The following is a 16,235-nucleotide window of genomic DNA, read 5'->3' as shown; positions in this document are numbered from 1 at the left end:
TCTTCATCGTGGTCGGCATCGGTATTTTCCTCTTTCTCTGGGAACCCGGACAGGAATGAACCTTCGAGCATTTCTCCTTTACCAGTCATGGGGACGCTCGGCTATCTCGTTGTCCGCTATCTGATCCCCGCCGGCATCCATGTCACCTAGACTGCTGCTATTCGAATAGCGATAAGAAGAGTTGAGAGGCCGGAAACCGGGCCGTGACCGCGTCAGTGGGTATGCCCCAGTGCCTCGTTGCACATCTCGTTAAGTTCCCCGATCTTCTCGCGGACACTCTCCGGCTTGTCTTCCGGCGGGTCCTCAAGCGCTCGTTGCTCGTGTGCGTCCGGTTCACCGACGATGACGCTCCCGATCATGCCGACGGTCTCGTGGGGCGCACAGTAGTAGTGGTAGACCCCCTCGGTTTCGAACGTGTGTTCGAACGTCGCCCCGTCGCCCGAAAGGAGACCGCTATCCCACGCTGTGGTACCGTCGGGGACGAGCTGGGGTTGGTCGTTTCCGGGGTGATATGCTGTCGCAGTGTGGCTGCCGCTTTCGTTGACGAAGGTCACCGTCCCACCGACGTTGACACGGGCGACGTGCGGCTCGAAGTGTTCCCCGTCGTCGGTCGTCACCATCGCCACTTCCGCGGTATCGGTCGGTTCACCGACCGCGTCGTCGTGTCCGTGTTCGTCATCGTCGTGACTACCCTCTTCGTCGTCGTGACCACCCTCTTCCTCATCGTGTTGATCCTCCGCGGGCGTCGAGGTCGCTTCCGAACCTCCCGGGTCGTTGGTCTGTGTTCCCGTACATCCCGCAAGCCCGATGACCGCCGCACCACCGGTCAGTCCGAGCATCCGCCGGCGCGTGTATAGTGAATCGTTTGGCATCATCGGTCACCTTACACGTGAGCCTACGAGAAGGGCATAAATAGGCAGTAAACCTGTTTTGCACGCGACGCAAAACGGTCTATTAGTTAAGTATCCTGCTGGAGTACCTGCTATTGCGAGGAACAGCTGTGTCCAAGGACGATAGCTCTGAAGAACTACTAGAGCTACTCGGTGAAGAGCGCGTCCGACAGATTCTAGCTGCGACGAGTCGCGAGCCCCTGTCTGCGAAAGATCTGAGTGACGAATGTGACGTCGCTCCCTCGACCATCTATCGTCGAGTGGAGGAGATGATCGCTCACGATCTACTCGTCGAACAGACACAGGTCGAATCGGACGGGAGCCACCACAGTGTCTACGAGGCGAATATCGACCACCTCGACGTCGACATCGACGACGGGACCATCGACGTCAGCGTCCACGTTCGGGAAGACGCTGCCCAGCGGTTCTCACGCATCTGGAATGACATCCGGGAGACATAACAATGCACATCGAACTCGTCATCGCGAAGCTCGTTACGGTCGGACTGGGATTGTTGATAACGTATCAGGCGTACCGTGGATACAAAGTCCACGGTAGCAAACCGATGCTCTACGTTGCCATCGGCTTCCTGTTCATCAGCATCGGTTCCGTCATCGAAGGGGTGCTCTTCGATGTCGCTGGCCTCTCGATCTTTCTGGCAGGGACCATCCAAACAGCGGTTGTCGCGGTGGGTATGCTCGTCATTCTGTACTCCCTATATGGGCAGATGCCGGAGACCACGAACGGAGAGGATGGTTCATGACGGACGGCTGGGAACTCACATTAATCGGGATTCGAACCTTCCTGCTCCTGCTGGGGCTTGCGACGACAGCTGTCAGTTTTCGAGCGTATCGCCGAGAAGGGACACGATACCTGCGTGACGCGACGGTCGGATTCGGGTTCATCACGCTCGGCGTCCTCATCGAGGGGTTTCTGTATCAGCTCACCGCGCTAACGCTCACCCAAGTCCATATCGCTGAGTCCCTCGCATTGGCATGCGGCTTCGCCGTCCTTCTCCGGTCTTTCCTCCGCTGAACCGTGGCAACACCGCTCCGACCCGAGCGAAGGCGAGGGCTAGTCGCCATCCACGTTGAAGCATCCCCAGAGCGAAGCCCTTGGTAATGACCAATCCACCACACACTTCGAACGACGATTCTGATCATAGCCATCACGGAGATGAGAGCCACGGGAGCGGCCACGATGGGCACGGTGGGATGCACGAGGGCCACGAGCAGATGTTCCGTCGGCGTTTCTTCGTCTCGACCCTCCTGTCGATTCCCGTCCTTCTGTATAGCGAAACACTGCAGGAATGGCTGGGGTTCTCCGTTCCAGCGTTCCCGGGGAGCGAATGGGTCAACCCGGTTTTTGCAGTAATCGTCTTCGCGTACGGTGGGATTCCGTTCCTTCGGATGGCGCGGCCGGAACTGAAAGACCGGTCGCCGGGGATGATGACGCTGATTTCGATGGCGATCACCGTCGCGTTCGTCTACAGCCTCGCGAGCGTGTTCTTCCCGACGGAGTCGGCGTTCTTCTGGGAACTCGTGACGCTTATCGACGTCATGCTGCTCGGCCACTGGATCGAGATGCGGTCGGTACGGCGGGCCTCGAGTGCGGTCGACGAGCTGGCCAAGCTCATGCCCGATACGGCCGAACGGATTACCGACGACGGTGATACCGAAGAAGTTCCGGTAAGCGAGCTTTCGGAGGGAGACCTCGTGCTCGTTCGTCCGGGCGCGAGCGTCCCTGCTGACGGTGTCGTCGAGGATGGAGATTCGGATATCAACGAATCGATGATCACCGGCGAGTCGAAACCGGTCTCGAAAGAACCCGGTGACGAAGTTATTGGTGGAACGATAAACGGTGACGGTAGCCTCCGCGTCCGAGTCGGCGCGACGGGCGAGGAGACGACGCTCGCGGGAATCATGCGGCTGGTCGAAGAGGCCCAGCAGAGTACGTCCCGAACGCAGGTGCTGGCCGACCGCGCGGCCGGCTGGTTGTTCTACGTTGCCGTCGCAGCAGCCGGCGTGACGGCGATCGCGTGGACGATCGCGGTCTCGTTCAACGCAACGGTCATCGAACGCGTCGTCACGGTTCTCGTCATCGCCTGCCCGCACGCCCTCGGGCTCGCTATCCCGCTGGTCGTCGCTATCAACACGTCACTTGCGGCACGAAACGGGATGCTCGTCCGCGATCGAATCGCGATGGAGGAGGCACGGAATTTGGACGCCATCATCTTCGACAAGACGGGGACGCTCACCGAAGGCGAGCACGGTGTCGTCGACATGGCGACCGTCGACGGCGTCACCGAGACCGATGCACTCGCGCTGGCTGCGGCCGTCGAGAGCGATTCGGAACACATGATCGCACGAGCCATCCGCGAGGCCGCCGAGGAACGGACGATTACCGCTCCGGACGCGGACGACTTCGAGGCAATGAAGGGACGCGGTGTCCGAGCGACTGTGGATGGCGACGAGATCTACGTCGGCGGTCCGAATCTGTTGAACCATCTCGACAGCGAGGTGCCCGACCACCTCCAGCGCTTCGCTGACGAAGCCGGCCGGAACGCACAGACGGTGGTGTATCTCGTTCGCGAGGGTGAGTTGCTCGCCGCGTTCGCGATGGCCGACGTGATTCGCACGGAGAGTTACGCAGTCGTCGACGCGCTGCACGACCTCGGAGTCGAGGTGGCGATGCTGACCGGCGACTCACGGGATGTCGCGAACGCTGTGGCCGAGGAACTGGGTATCGATACGGTGTTCGCGGAGGTTCTCCCGGAAGACAAAGACGAGAAAGTACGAGAACTCCAAGAGCAGGGCAAACTCGTTGGGATGGTCGGCGATGGAGTGAACGACGCACCCGCGTTGACCAGAGCCGACGTTGGCATCGCCATCGGGAGCGGCACCGACGTCGCCGTCCAGTCTGCTGATGTCATCCTCGTACAGAACAACCCGATGGATGTCGTTCGGCTCCTGATGCTGAGCAAGGCGAGCTATCGGAAGATGCAGGAGAACATCGTCTGGGCAGCCGGCTACAACGTCTTCGCGATCCCGCTTGCTGCCGGCGTTCTTGCGCCGATTGGAGTTCTCCTGTCGCCGGCAGTGGGCGCACTCTTGATGTCTCTGAGTACGGTCATCGTCGCGATAAACGCACAGTTGCTCCGGCGCACCGATCTTTCTCTCCCAGACGTTCCAGGACGGTCATCACCCACTGACGCTTAGGCAGACCGAGGTCTCTCCCGTCGGGTCGAGACGGGGGTTCGAACCCGTTCGGTGTCGGGGGAAAGCCTTCGGTAGTCAGACCGACTGATTCGATTCGGATGCGTCGTACCGTTTTATCAGTTCGTTCACGAACCAGAGTTTGAGCGCCATCGTCGCCACGGTCGTGACCGCGGTCGCCAGCGGCTTCCGTTTATACGCCGCATAGAGATTGGCGAGGAAGGCGACGCTCTGGGCGAGACTCAGCACCTGCGGGAACCCGAGACCGACGAAGGGCTTGCCGCGCTCGCTCCACTGCCGTTCGGCGAGGACGCCGCGATACATCCAGTCGTCCGGGTCGTCGTCGGGCGCCGAGAACAGAACCGGATTAATCGCGAGAAACAGCAGCGTCGCTCCGAGCACGACCCACTTCCGCGTATAAATACCGAGTATCAGCGCCGGGTACGCGAGCAAGCGCGTCCACCCGCTTTTCGGGTTCGAATGCCGCTCCCACGCCGTTTCGGGTAGCATACACCCACGACGTGGCGCGTGAACTAAAACTAGTCCTCGTAGCGCTCGCCGGCCGGAATCGCGATGTCGAGCCAGTTCTCCTGCGGCGGGAGGGGACACTCGAAGACGTCGCTGTAGGCACAGAACGGGTTGTACGCGAGATTGAAATCCAGCGGCACCGTCTCGCCGTCGGCCAGTTCGCCGTCTCGCGGATCGCTCTGCTCCCCGCTCGACGAATTCGCGTCGCTTCGCGACGCGCCCTCAACGTGCAGTTCCATGTACCGGCCACCGGGGTAGGTCTGCTGGCCGGTCGTCTTGTCGCGGAACGGGACGAACAGGGAGCCACCGTCGTGGTCGACGCGCTGGTAGGCCACGAGCGTGTGTTCGTCGGGCTCGCCGCTGGCGTCTTCCAGTTCGAAATGAAGCCGGGCGGTCCGCTCGTAGAGTTGCTCGCCGTCGGTGGTGGTCTCCATCGTGATGGTCTCGTCGCTCTCGTCGAGTTCGACCGTCGCCTCGACCCGGTAGTCGGGGGCCGGCTCGAAGTACTCGAGGCCGCGGAACACCGCGCGGTCCTCGGGGGCGATGGGCGACTGCGGCGACGAGGCGAACTGTTCGTCCTTCTGGGCGCGGTAGGACTCCAGTTCCTCGCGCCACGAATCGACGTCGAAGTCCATACCGAATCGTGGTGGTTCGGACGGAAATACTGCCCGCCATCGACTCCGATGCGGCCGCGGGGCCGCGGGAATCCGCTCCCGAGTCATTTAACCCCGTTCCCTCCCCTCTATCGCCTAATGACGAAGACGCAAGGCGATCTCGCGGCGCTGTCGCGGTTCGTCTTCCGGGCGCCCGACTGGTCGGCGAGCCTGTTTTTCGCCCTCGTACTCGCCGCTGTCGTCGGCGTCGCCGCCTTCGATTATCAGTTCGTCTTCGACGACGCCTATCAGGGACTGGTGTACGTCGGCATTCCGACCGTCGTCGCGGCGCTGCTCACGCCGTGGGTCGACCAGTTGCTCGGCGGCCGGATGACCCACAACCGCTCGGCGCTTCTGGCACTGCTCTGTGAGGTCATCGTCGTCGTCTTCCTCGTCGCGGCGGCGGTCGTCGCGCTGGGGACCGACCTCGGACAGACGTTCGTCTTCGACGTCCTCCTGGTCGCTCTGGCCTCCATCTTCGCGTTCCGCCTGTTCGTCATCATGGCCATCTCGCGGCGCTCGCTGCTCGTCGCGGCGGTTCCGGCGAGCATCCAGACCGTCGTCGCCGCCGCGTTGCTGTTCGTCTACAGCGGCACGCTCCGGTATCTGGAGGTCGGCGGCCCGCTCGTCCGCGCGTATCTCGCCCAACCGCAGGACGCACCCAGCGAACTGCTCATCATCCGACCGGAGGACTTCCTCGTGCTGGCGGGCATCTGCGGCCTCTATGCGCTGGCGGTCCACGGCTTTCTGGTCACCATCGACCGGCCGTGGCGGCAGAGCCTCGGCGTCTCCGTGCTGGATTTCATCCGCGGCTTCATCGGTCACATCGCCGAGGGGTCGGACGAACTGGAGACGTTCTTCGAGGGGTTGGGTGAGGAGGCGGTCGTCCCCGTGACCGTCATGGGCATCCGCCGCGCGGACGGCACCGAGAAGGCCCGGTTCGTCCTCCCGATGATACACCCCGGCCCGATGGGCGAGATCGGCGGCGGCAACCTCCCCGAACGCATCGCCCGAAGCGCCGAGGGACTGGCCTTCCCGCCGCACGCCACCGCCGGCCACGATTTCAACCTCGTCACCGAACGCGAGGTGGCGACGCTCGTCGACGCCGCCGAGGACGCCTACGGTCACATCGAGTACGCCACCGAAGCGACCCCGGCGCTCCGCGAGCAGGAAGGCGAGTCGAAACTGCTGGGCCAGGCCGTCGGCGAGGACGCGCTGGTCGTCGCCACCCATGCCCCGGGCTTCGCCGACGACGTAGATTTCGGCGTCGGCCTGTCGACGGCCTCCGAGGCCCGCGGGTCGGGCCTCCGGAACGTCATGCTCGTCGACGCCCACAACTGCAACAACGGGCTAGAAGGCGACGACTTGGGCCACATCGTTCCCGGCTCACAGCGCTCCTTCGACATGATGGCCGCCGCCGACCGCCTCGGAAAGCGCCTCGCCGAGGCCGACCGCGGCGACCTCCACGTCGGCGTCGCGTGGGACCCGACCGACTGGGAGCCCGAAGACGGCATCGGCCCCCTCGGCGTCCGGGTCGCCGTCGTCGAGGTCGACGACCAGCAGACCGTCTACGTGCTGGTCGACGGCAACAACATGGAACCCGGCCTTCGCAAGGAACTGCTGGCCACCATCGACGCCGACGAGGCCGAAGTCATGACCACCGACAACCACGTCGTCAACACGATGGAGGCGACCAATCAGGTCGGCGAGGCCATCGGTGCCGACGAACTCGTCGCGCTGGTCGAATCACTCGTCGACGAGGCGAAAGCCGACCTCGAACCCGTCGAGGCGGGGATGGCCGTCGAACACGCCGAGGTGACCGTCTTCGGCAACGACCGCACCGAGACGCTGGCCTCGACGGCCAACGCCATGGTTCAGATCGGCGGCGCCTTCCTGCTCGTCGTCGTCGGCGCCGCGATGGCGATTAGCCTACTCATATTCCTGCTTGCGGGCTAGGCCGCATCATCGATGAGTTCGTACGCCTTCTCGCGGAGCTCGCCCGTCATGTGCAGGCCATTGTCGTCGATTCCCCGGACCAGTGATTTTGCCTCCTCCGCGTCGAGTTCACCGTCCGCGACGTTCCGAACGACGGTGCCCACCGTTCCCGTCACCGTTGCGCCGAGCCCATCGGCGACCCGTCGGACGCGCCTGTCGTCGGAGACGACACCGACCGACATCCCGGTGTCACGGTGTGCGAGAACACCCGCTATGATGGTCGTATCGCCGTTCTGTTCGGCCTCGTCCAGTATCGATGTCGCCCGTTCGTGGTCCGCCTCGTCGACCGTGATACCGGGCGACTCGGCAGATTCCTCGTGGCTACGCTCGTCGTCGGGCTGGAACCGCCGAAGGTTCTCGGCGGCAGGCTGGGTCGTCACCTCTGCCTGAACCCGCTCGGGAACCACGATATCGCCGTCGAAGGCGTGAAGCAGTCCCAATTCGCCGACCGTTCCGAGTGCGATGAGCGTACTCGCGTCGACGTAGACGTTCATCTATAGTTCGCCGGCCGCCTCGGCGTCGGCTTCGAGGTCCTCAGGCGTGATTTGGGTCGTGAGATTCCGCTCACGGGCGATTTCCAGCCATTCACCGAGACTCACGTCCGCTATCCGTGCTGCCTCGTTGACCGATACCTCGCCCGACTGATAGCGTTCGACCGCGAGTCGAATCCGCAGTTCGTCGAGGCCCTCACGGAGCGCCTTCCGTATCGTCGTGCTCCGGTCCTCGTCGAGCAGTTCCGCAACCTCCTCGATGGCTTCCTTCTCGTCGTCCGGGACGCGCGCGCTTATCGAGGGCATGTATACGAAGTAGTACTGTGTATACAAAACGGTATCGCCAGTAACTCGCTCCCGAGAGTGCCGCCGCTACGCGGTCGGCGCCGGATAGAAAGAAAGTCGCCTCAGGCCTCGAAGAGTTCGTCGACCGCGGCTTCGGCGGCTTCGACGGCCTCTTGCGCCACGACGGCGGGGTCGGGCTCTTCGGGGGCGTTGAGGTAGACGTCCACGTCGAGGGTCCCGTCCTCGAATCGGACGGTCACGTCCATGTCCTCGACGTCGGACTGCTTGTATCGGTCGAGGATGACGCCCTCGGCGGCGTCCGAGGCGGCCTCGACGATCTCCTCGTCGGTCGGTTCCGCGTCAGTCACGGCTTAGTCGCCGCCGGCGCCCGGGCCGCCGGGGCCCATCGGGCCGCCGCCCGCGCCGCCCTGCAGCATCTGCTGGAGTTCTTCCTGCAGGCTCTCGAACTGCTCTTGGACGCGCTCTTCCTGCTTTTCGAGGGTCTCGGTGCGGACTTCGAGGCTGTCGACCTTCTCTTCGAGGTCCTCGTAGGCCTCGTCGTAGTCCGTCTCGATGAGGAGTTCGCCGACCTCTTGGTACATCTGGGTGTCGCCCTCGATGTCGTCGAGGGTGTCCAGCGCGTTGCGGGACTCCTGAAGCTGCGTTTCGGCCTGCTGTTTCTGCTGTGCGACCTGCTGTGCCGTCTCCTGAAGGTCCTGGAGCTCTTCGATTTTCTCCTGGGCCTCAGGCGGTAGGTTACCCTGCATATCCTACGCGTCGGGATGAGTACTGAAAAAGCCATGCTTTCGGCCTCAGCAGTCCCGGAGCTTCAGACCGCCACGCCGCCGGCCGACGCGCTCCGTTCGGCCACCTCGACGAGCGTGCTCCACGTGTTCAGACCGGCCCGCAACGCCACGAGGTCGTCGGCCTCGACGTCGACGTACACCGCCTCGCCCTCCCGGCGAACGGTCGCCGACGAGCGGCCGCCGTCGATTTCGCCCGCCTCCTGCTCGATGGCCGCGGCGACCAGCGCGGCCGCTCGGGGCGTATCGTAGCGGAAAACGAACTCGGCGGTGTGCACGCTACTGAACGTCGACTTCCTTGATGTCGCGGCTCCGCTCCTTCAGGAGGACGCGGTGGCCGCAGTACGGACAGCGCACGCCGCCGTACTCGTCGAGTTCGACGTCGCGCTTACAGCGGGAACACTTGTAGCTCATGGGGCGTCGTTATTCCTCGTCGTCGCCGATGGCGGCGCGAATGGAGCGCGTGACGGTCTCGCCCGCGGGCGTCTGGGGCTGGTAGGCACCGCCGGTGAACTTCTCGCCGGTCTCCTCGTTGACCCAGATGCCCGTGCCGACGCGCTTGACGTTGTCGCCGTCGACCGTCGCGTCTTGCATGTCCTCTTCGATCTCGGCGACGCGACGGCGGGCAACACGCCCGTATCGTGCGCCGAATCGGCCGGCGCTCCCGGTCTTTCCTCGTTTGGCCATAGTATCATATATTCCACCAAGCGAACGGATAAACCCCACGTTTTGCGGCCGCCTCGGGTCGACGCCCGCGACACGGTCGCCCCCTCAAACCGGGAACTCGGCGTCGGGGTCGACCACTCGGTCGACCTCCTCGGGCATCTCCCAGTCGGTCGCCAGTTCCAGAAACTGCACCAGCATTCGACCAGTAGCGCCCCAGACGGTGTAGCCGTCGACGTTGAAGAAGTGGATGCGGATGGGGCCGTAGTGCTGGCGGTCGCGGCGCTCGGATTCGTAGTTGTCGAGGTCGGTCAGAGCCTCCAGCGACAGCACCGCAATCTCGGCCACCTCGCGCTCGTCGGGCGTGTACTCGCGGTCCGGAACCCGCGCGACGAAGGGGCGGACCCGGTAGTCGGTCACCGTGGGGATGTCGTCGAGGCGGCCGACGACTTCGACCTCCTCGGGCCGGAGGCCGATCTCCTCGTCGGCCTCGCGTTTGGCGGTCGCTTCGAGGTCCGCGTCGCTCGGCTCGTGGCCGCCGCCGGGAAAGCTCATCTGTCCCGGGTGTTCGCCGAGATGGTCGGCGCGCTTGGTGAACACGAGGTGGTGGCCATCGTCGCGGGTGATAATCGGCACGAGGACGGCGGCGTCTCGCTCCCCGCCGTCGAGGGCGACCGGCTCGTATGCCATCACCCGCTCCCAGTCCATATTCGCCATGTCGGGCCGGGCGCTCTTAGTTTGTCTTGTTGTCGGCGTCGTCGAGTCGGTCGCGGATGCCCGAGAGGTCGACGCCGCCCCACGCCTCGATGTCGTAGCTGATATCGAGCAGTTCGTCGGCCCGCTCGGCGTCGCCGGCGCTGACCGCCCGTGCGGCCTCCGTCCGTAGCCGCTTTTCGGCCGCCCGCGCCACCTCGGCCCGGTCGACCGCCCGCGTCTCGGTATCGAGGATGTGCGGCAGGTCCTCGGCGCCGTCCGGCATCGTCGGGAAGGCCGCCGGCCCCGGCGCTAGCAGTTCCTCCGTCTCGTCGTCGGCCTCGAACGCCACGAGCGCGAAGGCCGAAAGCGCCTCGTCGACGGCCCCTTCCGGCGGCTCCTCGCCGCGCCGGTAGGCCAACTCCGAGCAGGCCGCGTCGAGTTCCTCGCGGGTCAAGGCCCCGAAGAGGTCGACGACGCCGGCCAGCTCGTCGGGGGTGAACATACGGGGAATCGGCCGCCGGGCGCCGTTAACGTTCCGACTGACCGGCCGTCTCGGTGGCGACGTCGGCGTGGGCCGCGCCGCCGGCCGGCAGCCACCCCGCCCGATACAGGACGAAGAGGACCACGACGACGACGGCGAGCAGTCCCACGAGCGTCTGGAAGGCGGCGGTGTAACTGACGCCGCGGGAGACGGCGATGCCGACGCTGCCGGAGCCGAGCGCCTGCACGAACATCATACTCGAGGAGTACAGCGCGTAGGCGCTGGCCCGGTGGCGGTCCGGCAGCGACGCCAGCATGTAGGTGTCGACCGCCGGGAACAGCGAGTGGACGACGTAGCCCAGAACGATGCTGACCGCGGCGACGGCGTAGACGCCCTCCGCCAGCGTCAACGCGAGGACGGAGACCACGAAGCTCCCGACGATGCCCAAAAGCAGCGGGACGTTCGGCAGCCGGTCGGCGAGCCGCCCCGTGATGAGAAACGCCGGCACGCCCGCCGCGAACATCAACGACAGGAGCGTCCGGCCCGTCCCGGGGTCGATACCTTTGACGACGTCCAGATAGTCGCCGTAGAGGTTGAACAGGCCGTTCCACAGGAAGCCGGCGGCGCCGAGGAAGGCGATGCCCGTGAGGATGATGGGCCACTGGGCGCGGCCCGCCTCGACGAGACTCCGGTCGGCCGTCCCCGCCTCGGGCAGGTCCGCCCGCCGGGCGGCGAAGACCAGAAACACCGTCGCCGCGGCCGCAAGCGCCGAAATGAAGAGAAACGCCGTCCGCCAGTCGCCGACCAGCAGGATGCCGCTGACCGCAAGCGGCGCGACGACGGCCGCGAGCTGGCTCGACATGCCGTGAATCCCGATAGCCCGGCCGACCCGGTCGGGAAACAGCTCGCTGACCAGCGGGTTGGCCGCGATGAAGTACATCCCGCTGGACAGCCCCATCAGGAAGGCGCCGACCGTCAGATGCGTCACCGACGGCGACAGCGCGGTGAAGGCGGCGGTCCCGACCAGCAACGTCCCCGTCGCCGCGACGACCCGGTGTCGGGAAACGCGTGTCAGCAGGTAGCCGGTCGGCAGTCGCGGGGCCGCACTCCCCAGCCACGCGGCGCTGGTGACGACCCCCAGCGAGGCCGCCGACACGTCGAAGTCGGCGGCCGCCGGCTGGACGACCGGCGCGAAGACCACCCGTGCGAGGTTGACCAGAAACACCATCGCACAGAGGGACCCGAACAGTTCTCGGCGGGACACAATCGGGGTTCGGTTGGCCACCGTTTGAAAGACTCGGACCGACGACGCTATGGGAGCAACCGCCGTGGGATTCGAGCCCGAACGCCGGTGTCGGTATCGCTACGCGACGGTCACGGTGTTCTGGACGCGCTGGAGGTACTCCGACTCGCTGAGTTCCCGGCTCATCAACCGCTCGACCCAGTCGGCCTCGACGTGGAACTCCCCGAGGACGTCGTCGTTGTAGGCGTAGGCAGTCGTCTCGAACCGGTCGACGTCGACGTTCAGATATTGGCCGTAGGCGCTGGCGGCCGCGGCGGCGACGCGCTGGACCTCCTCGCGGAACGCCGACCTGCTGCCGGCGTCGCTGTAGTAGTCGAGGGTCAGAGTCCGGTCGGCATCCTCGATTCCTCGGACGTCGATGTCCCGCCCGTCCAGTTCCGAGCGATACCGCTCGACGAGGTCCTCGCGGGAGGGCGTCGGCGTGGGCGTCTCGGTTGGCGGTCCGCCGCCGCTGCACCCGGCGACCGCGACGCTGGCGGCAGTTCCAAGCGTGGCGAGATAGCGGCGGCGACGCATATCGCCCCGTATCCGACGGGCGCCTATCAGTCTACTGGAAGACGCTGTCGAAGGCGTCGGCGCCCATCGGCGAGAAGGTGCCGGCGCCGACGTTCTCGGCGACGTGTTCCGGCGACCCCATTCCGACGAGTGCCGAGGTGACGCCGGGGGCGCTCCGGGCGAAGTTGAGCGCACGCTGGGCGGCCGTATCGCCCGCGAGACGGGAATCGACGGCCTCGGGAATCTCCGCCGGGTTCGTCAGGTCGCCCTGCAGCAGCGACGCCGAGGTGAAGACGTCGAGGCCGGCCTCGCTGGCAAACCACAGCGCGCTCTGTTTCCCCTCGGCGCTCTCGTGGGCTTCGAGGGTGAAGGCGTCGGCCATGTGGACGTTGAAGGGCAACTGGACCGCCCGGAAGTGGGTGGCCGTCGTCCCAGCGCGGTCGGAAGCCGTTCGAGCGCGGGAGACGACCTCGGGCAAGGAGAGGTACTTCTCGTGGTCCGGCGGGACGCGGAAGGCCTCCCACGTCGCCACGCCGTAGTGGTCGATATCGCCCGCGTCGGCGCGTTCTTCGAGGCGGACGAAGGCGTCCTCCAGTTTGTCGTAGACGGTCTCGCGGTCGAAGCGGGCGAGTTGGGCCTCCGGATTGTGGACGTAATAGAGGTCGATGGCGTCGAACCCGAGGTTCGAAAGCGAGCGGTCGAGGCTCCAGTCGAGGAACTCCGGCGAGAGGCAGTTGCCCATCACGAGGTCCTCGCGGTCGACGATGCCGGTATCGAGGAACTCCGATTCGACGTACGCGGAGGCGTCGGCCGGCCGCTCGCCATCGAAGGGGACGAAGCCGCCTTTCGTCGAGACCATGACGGCATCGCGGTCGATATCGCTGTCCCGAATCGCCTCGCCGACGACCCGTTCGGAGCGCTGGTGGCGGTAGTTCACCGCGGTATCGACGACGTTGATACCGCTTTCGAGGGCCTCGACGAGCGCGTCGTGGTAGGCCGCGTCGGCGGCGTCGGTCGCGTCGCCGAGATACGTCCCGACGCCGACCGACGAGATGAGACAGTCAGCGAACCGCCGGAAGTAGGTGCGACCGAAGGCCTCGTGGAAGCGGTCACGATAGGCCCACGTCGCCGATTTCGTCGCCATACCCGCGATAGGCGGGTCGGACACAAAAGCACGCTGGCGGTCGGCCGGCCAAGAGCGGCCGCCGGGTTACAGTTCGCCGTTCATCGCCGCGAAGAGCCGCGGTTCGAGGTCGACCGGGTCGCCGGACCCGTCCTCCGAGACCGGGAGGTCGACCCGCCCGCCGCCCATCCGGGCGTGGCCGCCCGCGCTGGCATCCGAAAGCGGCTCCAGCGCCCGCTGGAGGGCCTTGCCCATGTGCACCCGGTCGTCGCGGGACCGCCCCGAGAGGTGGACCGCTCCGTCGGCCTCGCCCATGACGACCGAGACGGTGACGCCCTCCAACCGGACGAGTTCCTCGGCCGCGGTCGGCAGGGCATCGAGGTTCGAGGCCCCGTCGACGTCGCTCACGAGGAACGACCCCTCCTGCTTCCGGTCGTTGATGGCTTTGGCCTTCAGGTCGAGTGTGTCCCCGTCGATTTCGGGGTTCGCGATGCGGTCCAGCGAATCCCCGTCCGCCGCGGGAAAGAGGAAAGCGGCGGCCTCGAACTCCGCGGACGTACAGCCGCGGGTGAAGGCCGTCGTATCCGACTGGATGCCGTACAGCAGGCCGGTCGCCAACCGCGGCGGAATCGCGTTCTCCTGCTGGCCGGTGCCGTTCGTCCAGCCGCGGTCCCGCAGGTACTCGGTGAGGATGCTCGCACACGCACCCCTGTCGGGGCGGACGTCCGTGAAGGCCTCCCCGCTACCGTTTCCGGGGTGGTGGTCGACGACGGCGTACGGTTCGACGAACTCCGCGCCCCCGAAGCCGCGCGGTTCGTTGTGGTCGACGAGGACCACCTCCTCGCCGGCCAGTTCCACCGCCGCCTCGACCCGTTCGAACGAACAGTCCAATACCGTCTCGAAGGCCCGGTTCTCCGGATGGCGTATCTCGCCGGGATACTGTATCGTCGCGGGCGTCCCGACGGAGTCGGCCAGCGCCGCGACGGCCATCGCCGACCCCATCGCGTCCGGGTCGGGGTTCGGGTGCATGAGGATGGCGACGCTTTCGGGGATCGAGATCGCATCGACGAACTCGTCGCCGAGCGTTCGGTCGAATCGGGACCACAGCACGACCACGAAAAGGAGAATTGCGATGAGAACGGAGGCGGCGATAAGCGCCTGCTCGGACGGCCCGCCGAGGGGCTCCAACAACCCTTCGCCGACCGCGAGTAGGTCCTCGGCCGCGGTCTGCTGCATAGCCCGACATAATTCGGCACCGAAGTAAGTACTTCGGCTACCAACCCCGTCTATTGCCGGCCCCGATACGTCTCGATGGCCTCACGGTACCCCTCCCGATAGGTCGGATAGTCGAACTCGTAGCCCGACTCGCGGAGTCGGTCGTTCGAACACCGCTTGCTCGTCAGGATGCGGCGTCGGGCCGCCTCCGAGAGGTCGTCGTCGAGGCGCTCGGCTTTCGTCCGCTTGGGCGGCCGCTCGACGCCGCATTCGTCGGCCAGCCAGTCGGCGAATTCCCACTTGTCGACCGGTTCGTCGTCGACCGCCAACAGGAGGTCGGCGTCGGTCTCGGTCAACATGAACCGGACGACGCCGGCGGCGTCGGCCCGATGAACCATGTTAAGATACCCCTCGGTGACCGGCCCCTCCAGATACCGTTCGAGCCGGTAGCGGTCCGGGCCGTACAGCCCCGCAAAGCGGGCGACTGCACCGTCGATGCCGTGTTCAGGCGCGACCTCGCGGGCGATGCGTTCGGCCTCCGCGAGCACCGTCGTCTTCTCCGTGGTCGGTTCAAGCGGCGTCTTCTCGTCGACCCAGTCGCCGTCGTGGTCGCCGTAGACTCCCGTACTCGACGTGTAGACGAGTCGGTCCGGCGAGTCGTCGCGAGCGCCGAAGGCCTCGATGGCGGTTCGAAGGCCGTCGACGTAGACCCGGCGAGCGGCCTCGGCGCCGCGGCCGCCCGAGGACGCCGCGAACACCAGCGCGTCCACGTCGGGAACCGCATCGAGGGCGTCGGCGTCGGTGACGTCCGCCTGCACGGCCTCGACACCCGTCTCCGCGACGGCTGACAGACCCGCTTCGGAGCGCCGAACGCCGATTACCTCGTGGTCGTCGGCCAACTGGCGGGCGAGCGCGAGGCCGACGTAGCCACAGCCGAGGATTCCGACCCTCATCGTTTCTTGCTCTCGATGAACTGCTGGAGCAAGGCGAGCTCCCGGAGCGTCATCGGGAACCGCCCCTCGAGCTTCGACTGAATCTCCTTTGCTTCGAGTTGGCCGCCGATACCCGATTCGACGGCCTCGACGTCGAGGACCGCCATCGACATCCCCATCATCAGGTCGTCGCGAACGAGCATCGCGATGGTTTCGGCGTCCGGCGATTCCGCCAGCACCGCGAGTACGGCGGCGGCCTCTTCGAGGGTGAATTCGGGCGTCTCGCCGTCCAACAGCGCGCGGAGTCGCGAGACCTCGACGCCGGATTCCTCGGCGACTTCCTCGACGCCGTGGGCTTCGACGGCGCCCCTGAGTTCGGCTTCATAGCGTTCGTGGAGTTCCTCCGGGGTGTGCGAGCCGGGGTCGTCGGCGACTTCGTGGAGCATATGCGTCCTTGGGGTTCCCGC

23 protein-coding genes are annotated in these 16,235 nt (G+C 65.7%); 5 read left to right on the top strand and 18 right to left on the bottom strand.

Annotated elements, in window-relative coordinates; genetic code table 11:
- Positions 1-212 precede the first annotated feature (212 nt).
- On the bottom strand, positions 213-872 hold the full coding sequence (locus U5914_RS05185; RefSeq protein ID WP_336134687.1) for a cupredoxin domain-containing protein: 660 nt from the start codon (positions 870-872) through the stop codon (positions 213-215).
- A 128-nt stretch (positions 873-1,000) separates the two neighbouring features.
- Between U5914_RS05185 and U5914_RS05180 the strand changes: the two genes are divergently transcribed.
- The 4 genes from U5914_RS05180 to U5914_RS05165 all read left to right on the top strand — a co-directional run bounded on the left by U5914_RS05180 (position 1,001) and on the right by U5914_RS05165 (position 4,108).
- Positions 1,001-1,351 (top strand): ArsR/SmtB family transcription factor, encoded by a 351-nt coding sequence (locus U5914_RS05180; RefSeq protein ID WP_336134686.1) that lies wholly within the window; start codon positions 1,001-1,003, stop codon positions 1,349-1,351.
- Between the two features lie 2 nt (positions 1,352-1,353).
- The gene (locus U5914_RS05175; RefSeq protein ID WP_336134685.1) at positions 1,354-1,653 is read left to right on the top strand and encodes a DUF7521 family protein; all 300 of its coding nucleotides are present in this window, start codon (positions 1,354-1,356) and stop codon (positions 1,651-1,653) included.
- A complete protein-coding gene (locus U5914_RS05170; RefSeq protein WP_336134684.1) occupies positions 1,650-1,925 on the top strand; it encodes a DUF7521 family protein in 276 nt (91 codons plus the stop codon). Before U5914_RS05175 ends, U5914_RS05170 begins: the two co-directional genes overlap by 4 nt.
- Positions 1,926-2,104: 179 nt before the next feature.
- Positions 2,105-4,108: a copper-translocating P-type ATPase gene (locus tag U5914_RS05165; protein WP_418766746.1), complete on the top strand. Its 2,004-nt coding sequence runs from the start codon at positions 2,105-2,107 to the stop codon at positions 4,106-4,108.
- 75 nt (positions 4,109-4,183) lie between these two features.
- On the opposite strand, the gene U5914_RS05160 is transcribed toward U5914_RS05165, so the two are convergent.
- Both U5914_RS05160 and U5914_RS05155 read right to left on the bottom strand, forming a co-directional pair.
- Positions 4,184-4,615, bottom strand: coding sequence for a DUF6653 family protein (locus tag U5914_RS05160; RefSeq protein ID WP_336134681.1), 432 nt, complete (start codon positions 4,613-4,615; stop codon positions 4,184-4,186).
- 29 nt (positions 4,616-4,644) lie between these two features.
- Positions 4,645-5,268, bottom strand: a complete 624-nt coding sequence (locus U5914_RS05155) for a DUF1684 domain-containing protein (RefSeq protein WP_336134680.1) — start codon at positions 5,266-5,268, stop codon at positions 4,645-4,647.
- Between the two features lie 117 nt (positions 5,269-5,385).
- Here U5914_RS05155 and U5914_RS05150 point away from each other — a divergent pair, with 117 nt between their 5' ends.
- Complete coding sequence (locus U5914_RS05150; protein ID WP_336134679.1) at positions 5,386-7,242, top strand: DUF2070 family protein; 1,857 nt, start codon at positions 5,386-5,388, stop codon at positions 7,240-7,242.
- On the opposite strand, the gene U5914_RS05145 is transcribed toward U5914_RS05150, so the two are convergent.
- The 15 genes from U5914_RS05145 to U5914_RS05075 all read right to left on the bottom strand — a co-directional run bounded on the left by U5914_RS05145 (position 7,239) and on the right by U5914_RS05075 (position 16,214).
- A complete protein-coding gene (locus tag U5914_RS05145) occupies positions 7,239-7,775 on the bottom strand; it encodes a PIN domain-containing protein (protein ID WP_336134677.1) in 537 nt (178 codons plus the stop codon). The genes U5914_RS05150 and U5914_RS05145 overlap by 4 nt on opposite strands.
- Positions 7,776-8,078, bottom strand: a complete 303-nt coding sequence (locus U5914_RS05140) for a UPF0175 family protein (RefSeq protein WP_336134676.1) — start codon at positions 8,076-8,078, stop codon at positions 7,776-7,778.
- 101 nt (positions 8,079-8,179) lie between these two features.
- The gene (locus tag U5914_RS05135; protein ID WP_336134675.1) at positions 8,180-8,425 is read right to left on the bottom strand and encodes a DUF3194 domain-containing protein; all 246 of its coding nucleotides are present in this window, start codon (positions 8,423-8,425) and stop codon (positions 8,180-8,182) included.
- A 3-nt stretch (positions 8,426-8,428) separates the two neighbouring features.
- Complete coding sequence (locus tag U5914_RS05130) at positions 8,429-8,824, bottom strand: prefoldin subunit beta (RefSeq protein ID WP_336134673.1); 396 nt, start codon at positions 8,822-8,824, stop codon at positions 8,429-8,431.
- Between the two features lie 62 nt (positions 8,825-8,886).
- A complete protein-coding gene (locus tag U5914_RS05125) occupies positions 8,887-9,138 on the bottom strand; it encodes a KEOPS complex subunit Pcc1 (protein WP_336134672.1) in 252 nt (83 codons plus the stop codon).
- Position 9,139: 1 nt separating this feature from the next.
- Positions 9,140-9,274, bottom strand: coding sequence for a DNA-directed RNA polymerase subunit P (locus tag U5914_RS05120; RefSeq protein WP_015408900.1), 135 nt, complete (start codon positions 9,272-9,274; stop codon positions 9,140-9,142).
- 9 nt (positions 9,275-9,283) lie between these two features.
- Positions 9,284-9,547: a 50S ribosomal protein L37ae gene (locus tag U5914_RS05115; RefSeq protein WP_336134671.1), complete on the bottom strand. Its 264-nt coding sequence runs from the start codon at positions 9,545-9,547 to the stop codon at positions 9,284-9,286.
- 84 nt (positions 9,548-9,631) lie between these two features.
- Positions 9,632-10,231, bottom strand: a complete 600-nt coding sequence (locus tag U5914_RS05110) for an NUDIX hydrolase (RefSeq protein WP_336134669.1) — start codon at positions 10,229-10,231, stop codon at positions 9,632-9,634.
- Between the two features lie 25 nt (positions 10,232-10,256).
- Complete coding sequence (locus U5914_RS05105; RefSeq protein ID WP_336134668.1) at positions 10,257-10,721, bottom strand: DUF7109 family protein; 465 nt, start codon at positions 10,719-10,721, stop codon at positions 10,257-10,259.
- Between the two features lie 25 nt (positions 10,722-10,746).
- Positions 10,747-11,964, bottom strand: a complete 1,218-nt coding sequence (locus tag U5914_RS05100) for an MFS transporter (protein WP_418766745.1) — start codon at positions 11,962-11,964, stop codon at positions 10,747-10,749.
- Positions 11,965-12,063: 99 nt separating this feature from the next.
- The gene (locus U5914_RS05095) at positions 12,064-12,519 is read right to left on the bottom strand and encodes a DUF8159 domain-containing protein (RefSeq protein WP_336134667.1); all 456 of its coding nucleotides are present in this window, start codon (positions 12,517-12,519) and stop codon (positions 12,064-12,066) included.
- 31 nt (positions 12,520-12,550) lie between these two features.
- On the bottom strand, positions 12,551-13,642 hold the full coding sequence (locus U5914_RS05090) for an aldo/keto reductase (RefSeq protein ID WP_336134666.1): 1,092 nt from the start codon (positions 13,640-13,642) through the stop codon (positions 12,551-12,553).
- 66 nt (positions 13,643-13,708) lie between these two features.
- Positions 13,709-14,857 (bottom strand): DHH family phosphoesterase, encoded by a 1,149-nt coding sequence (locus U5914_RS05085; RefSeq protein WP_336134665.1) that lies wholly within the window; start codon positions 14,855-14,857, stop codon positions 13,709-13,711.
- Between the two features lie 50 nt (positions 14,858-14,907).
- Positions 14,908-15,789 carry an SDR family oxidoreductase gene (locus U5914_RS05080; protein ID WP_336134664.1) on the bottom strand — a complete coding sequence of 294 codons (882 nt, stop codon included), beginning with the start codon at positions 15,787-15,789 and terminating at the stop codon, positions 14,908-14,910.
- Positions 15,786-16,214, bottom strand: coding sequence for a DUF5791 family protein (locus tag U5914_RS05075; protein WP_336134662.1), 429 nt, complete (start codon positions 16,212-16,214; stop codon positions 15,786-15,788). The genes U5914_RS05080 and U5914_RS05075 overlap by 4 nt, the downstream gene beginning before the upstream one ends.
- Positions 16,215-16,235: the final 21 nt, after the last annotated feature.

Source organism: Natronomonas amylolytica (genome assembly GCF_037031205.1).
Lineage (GTDB): Archaea > Halobacteriota > Halobacteria > Halobacteriales > Haloarculaceae > Natronomonas > Natronomonas amylolytica.
This window is presented reverse-complemented; position numbering and strand designations above follow the sequence as displayed.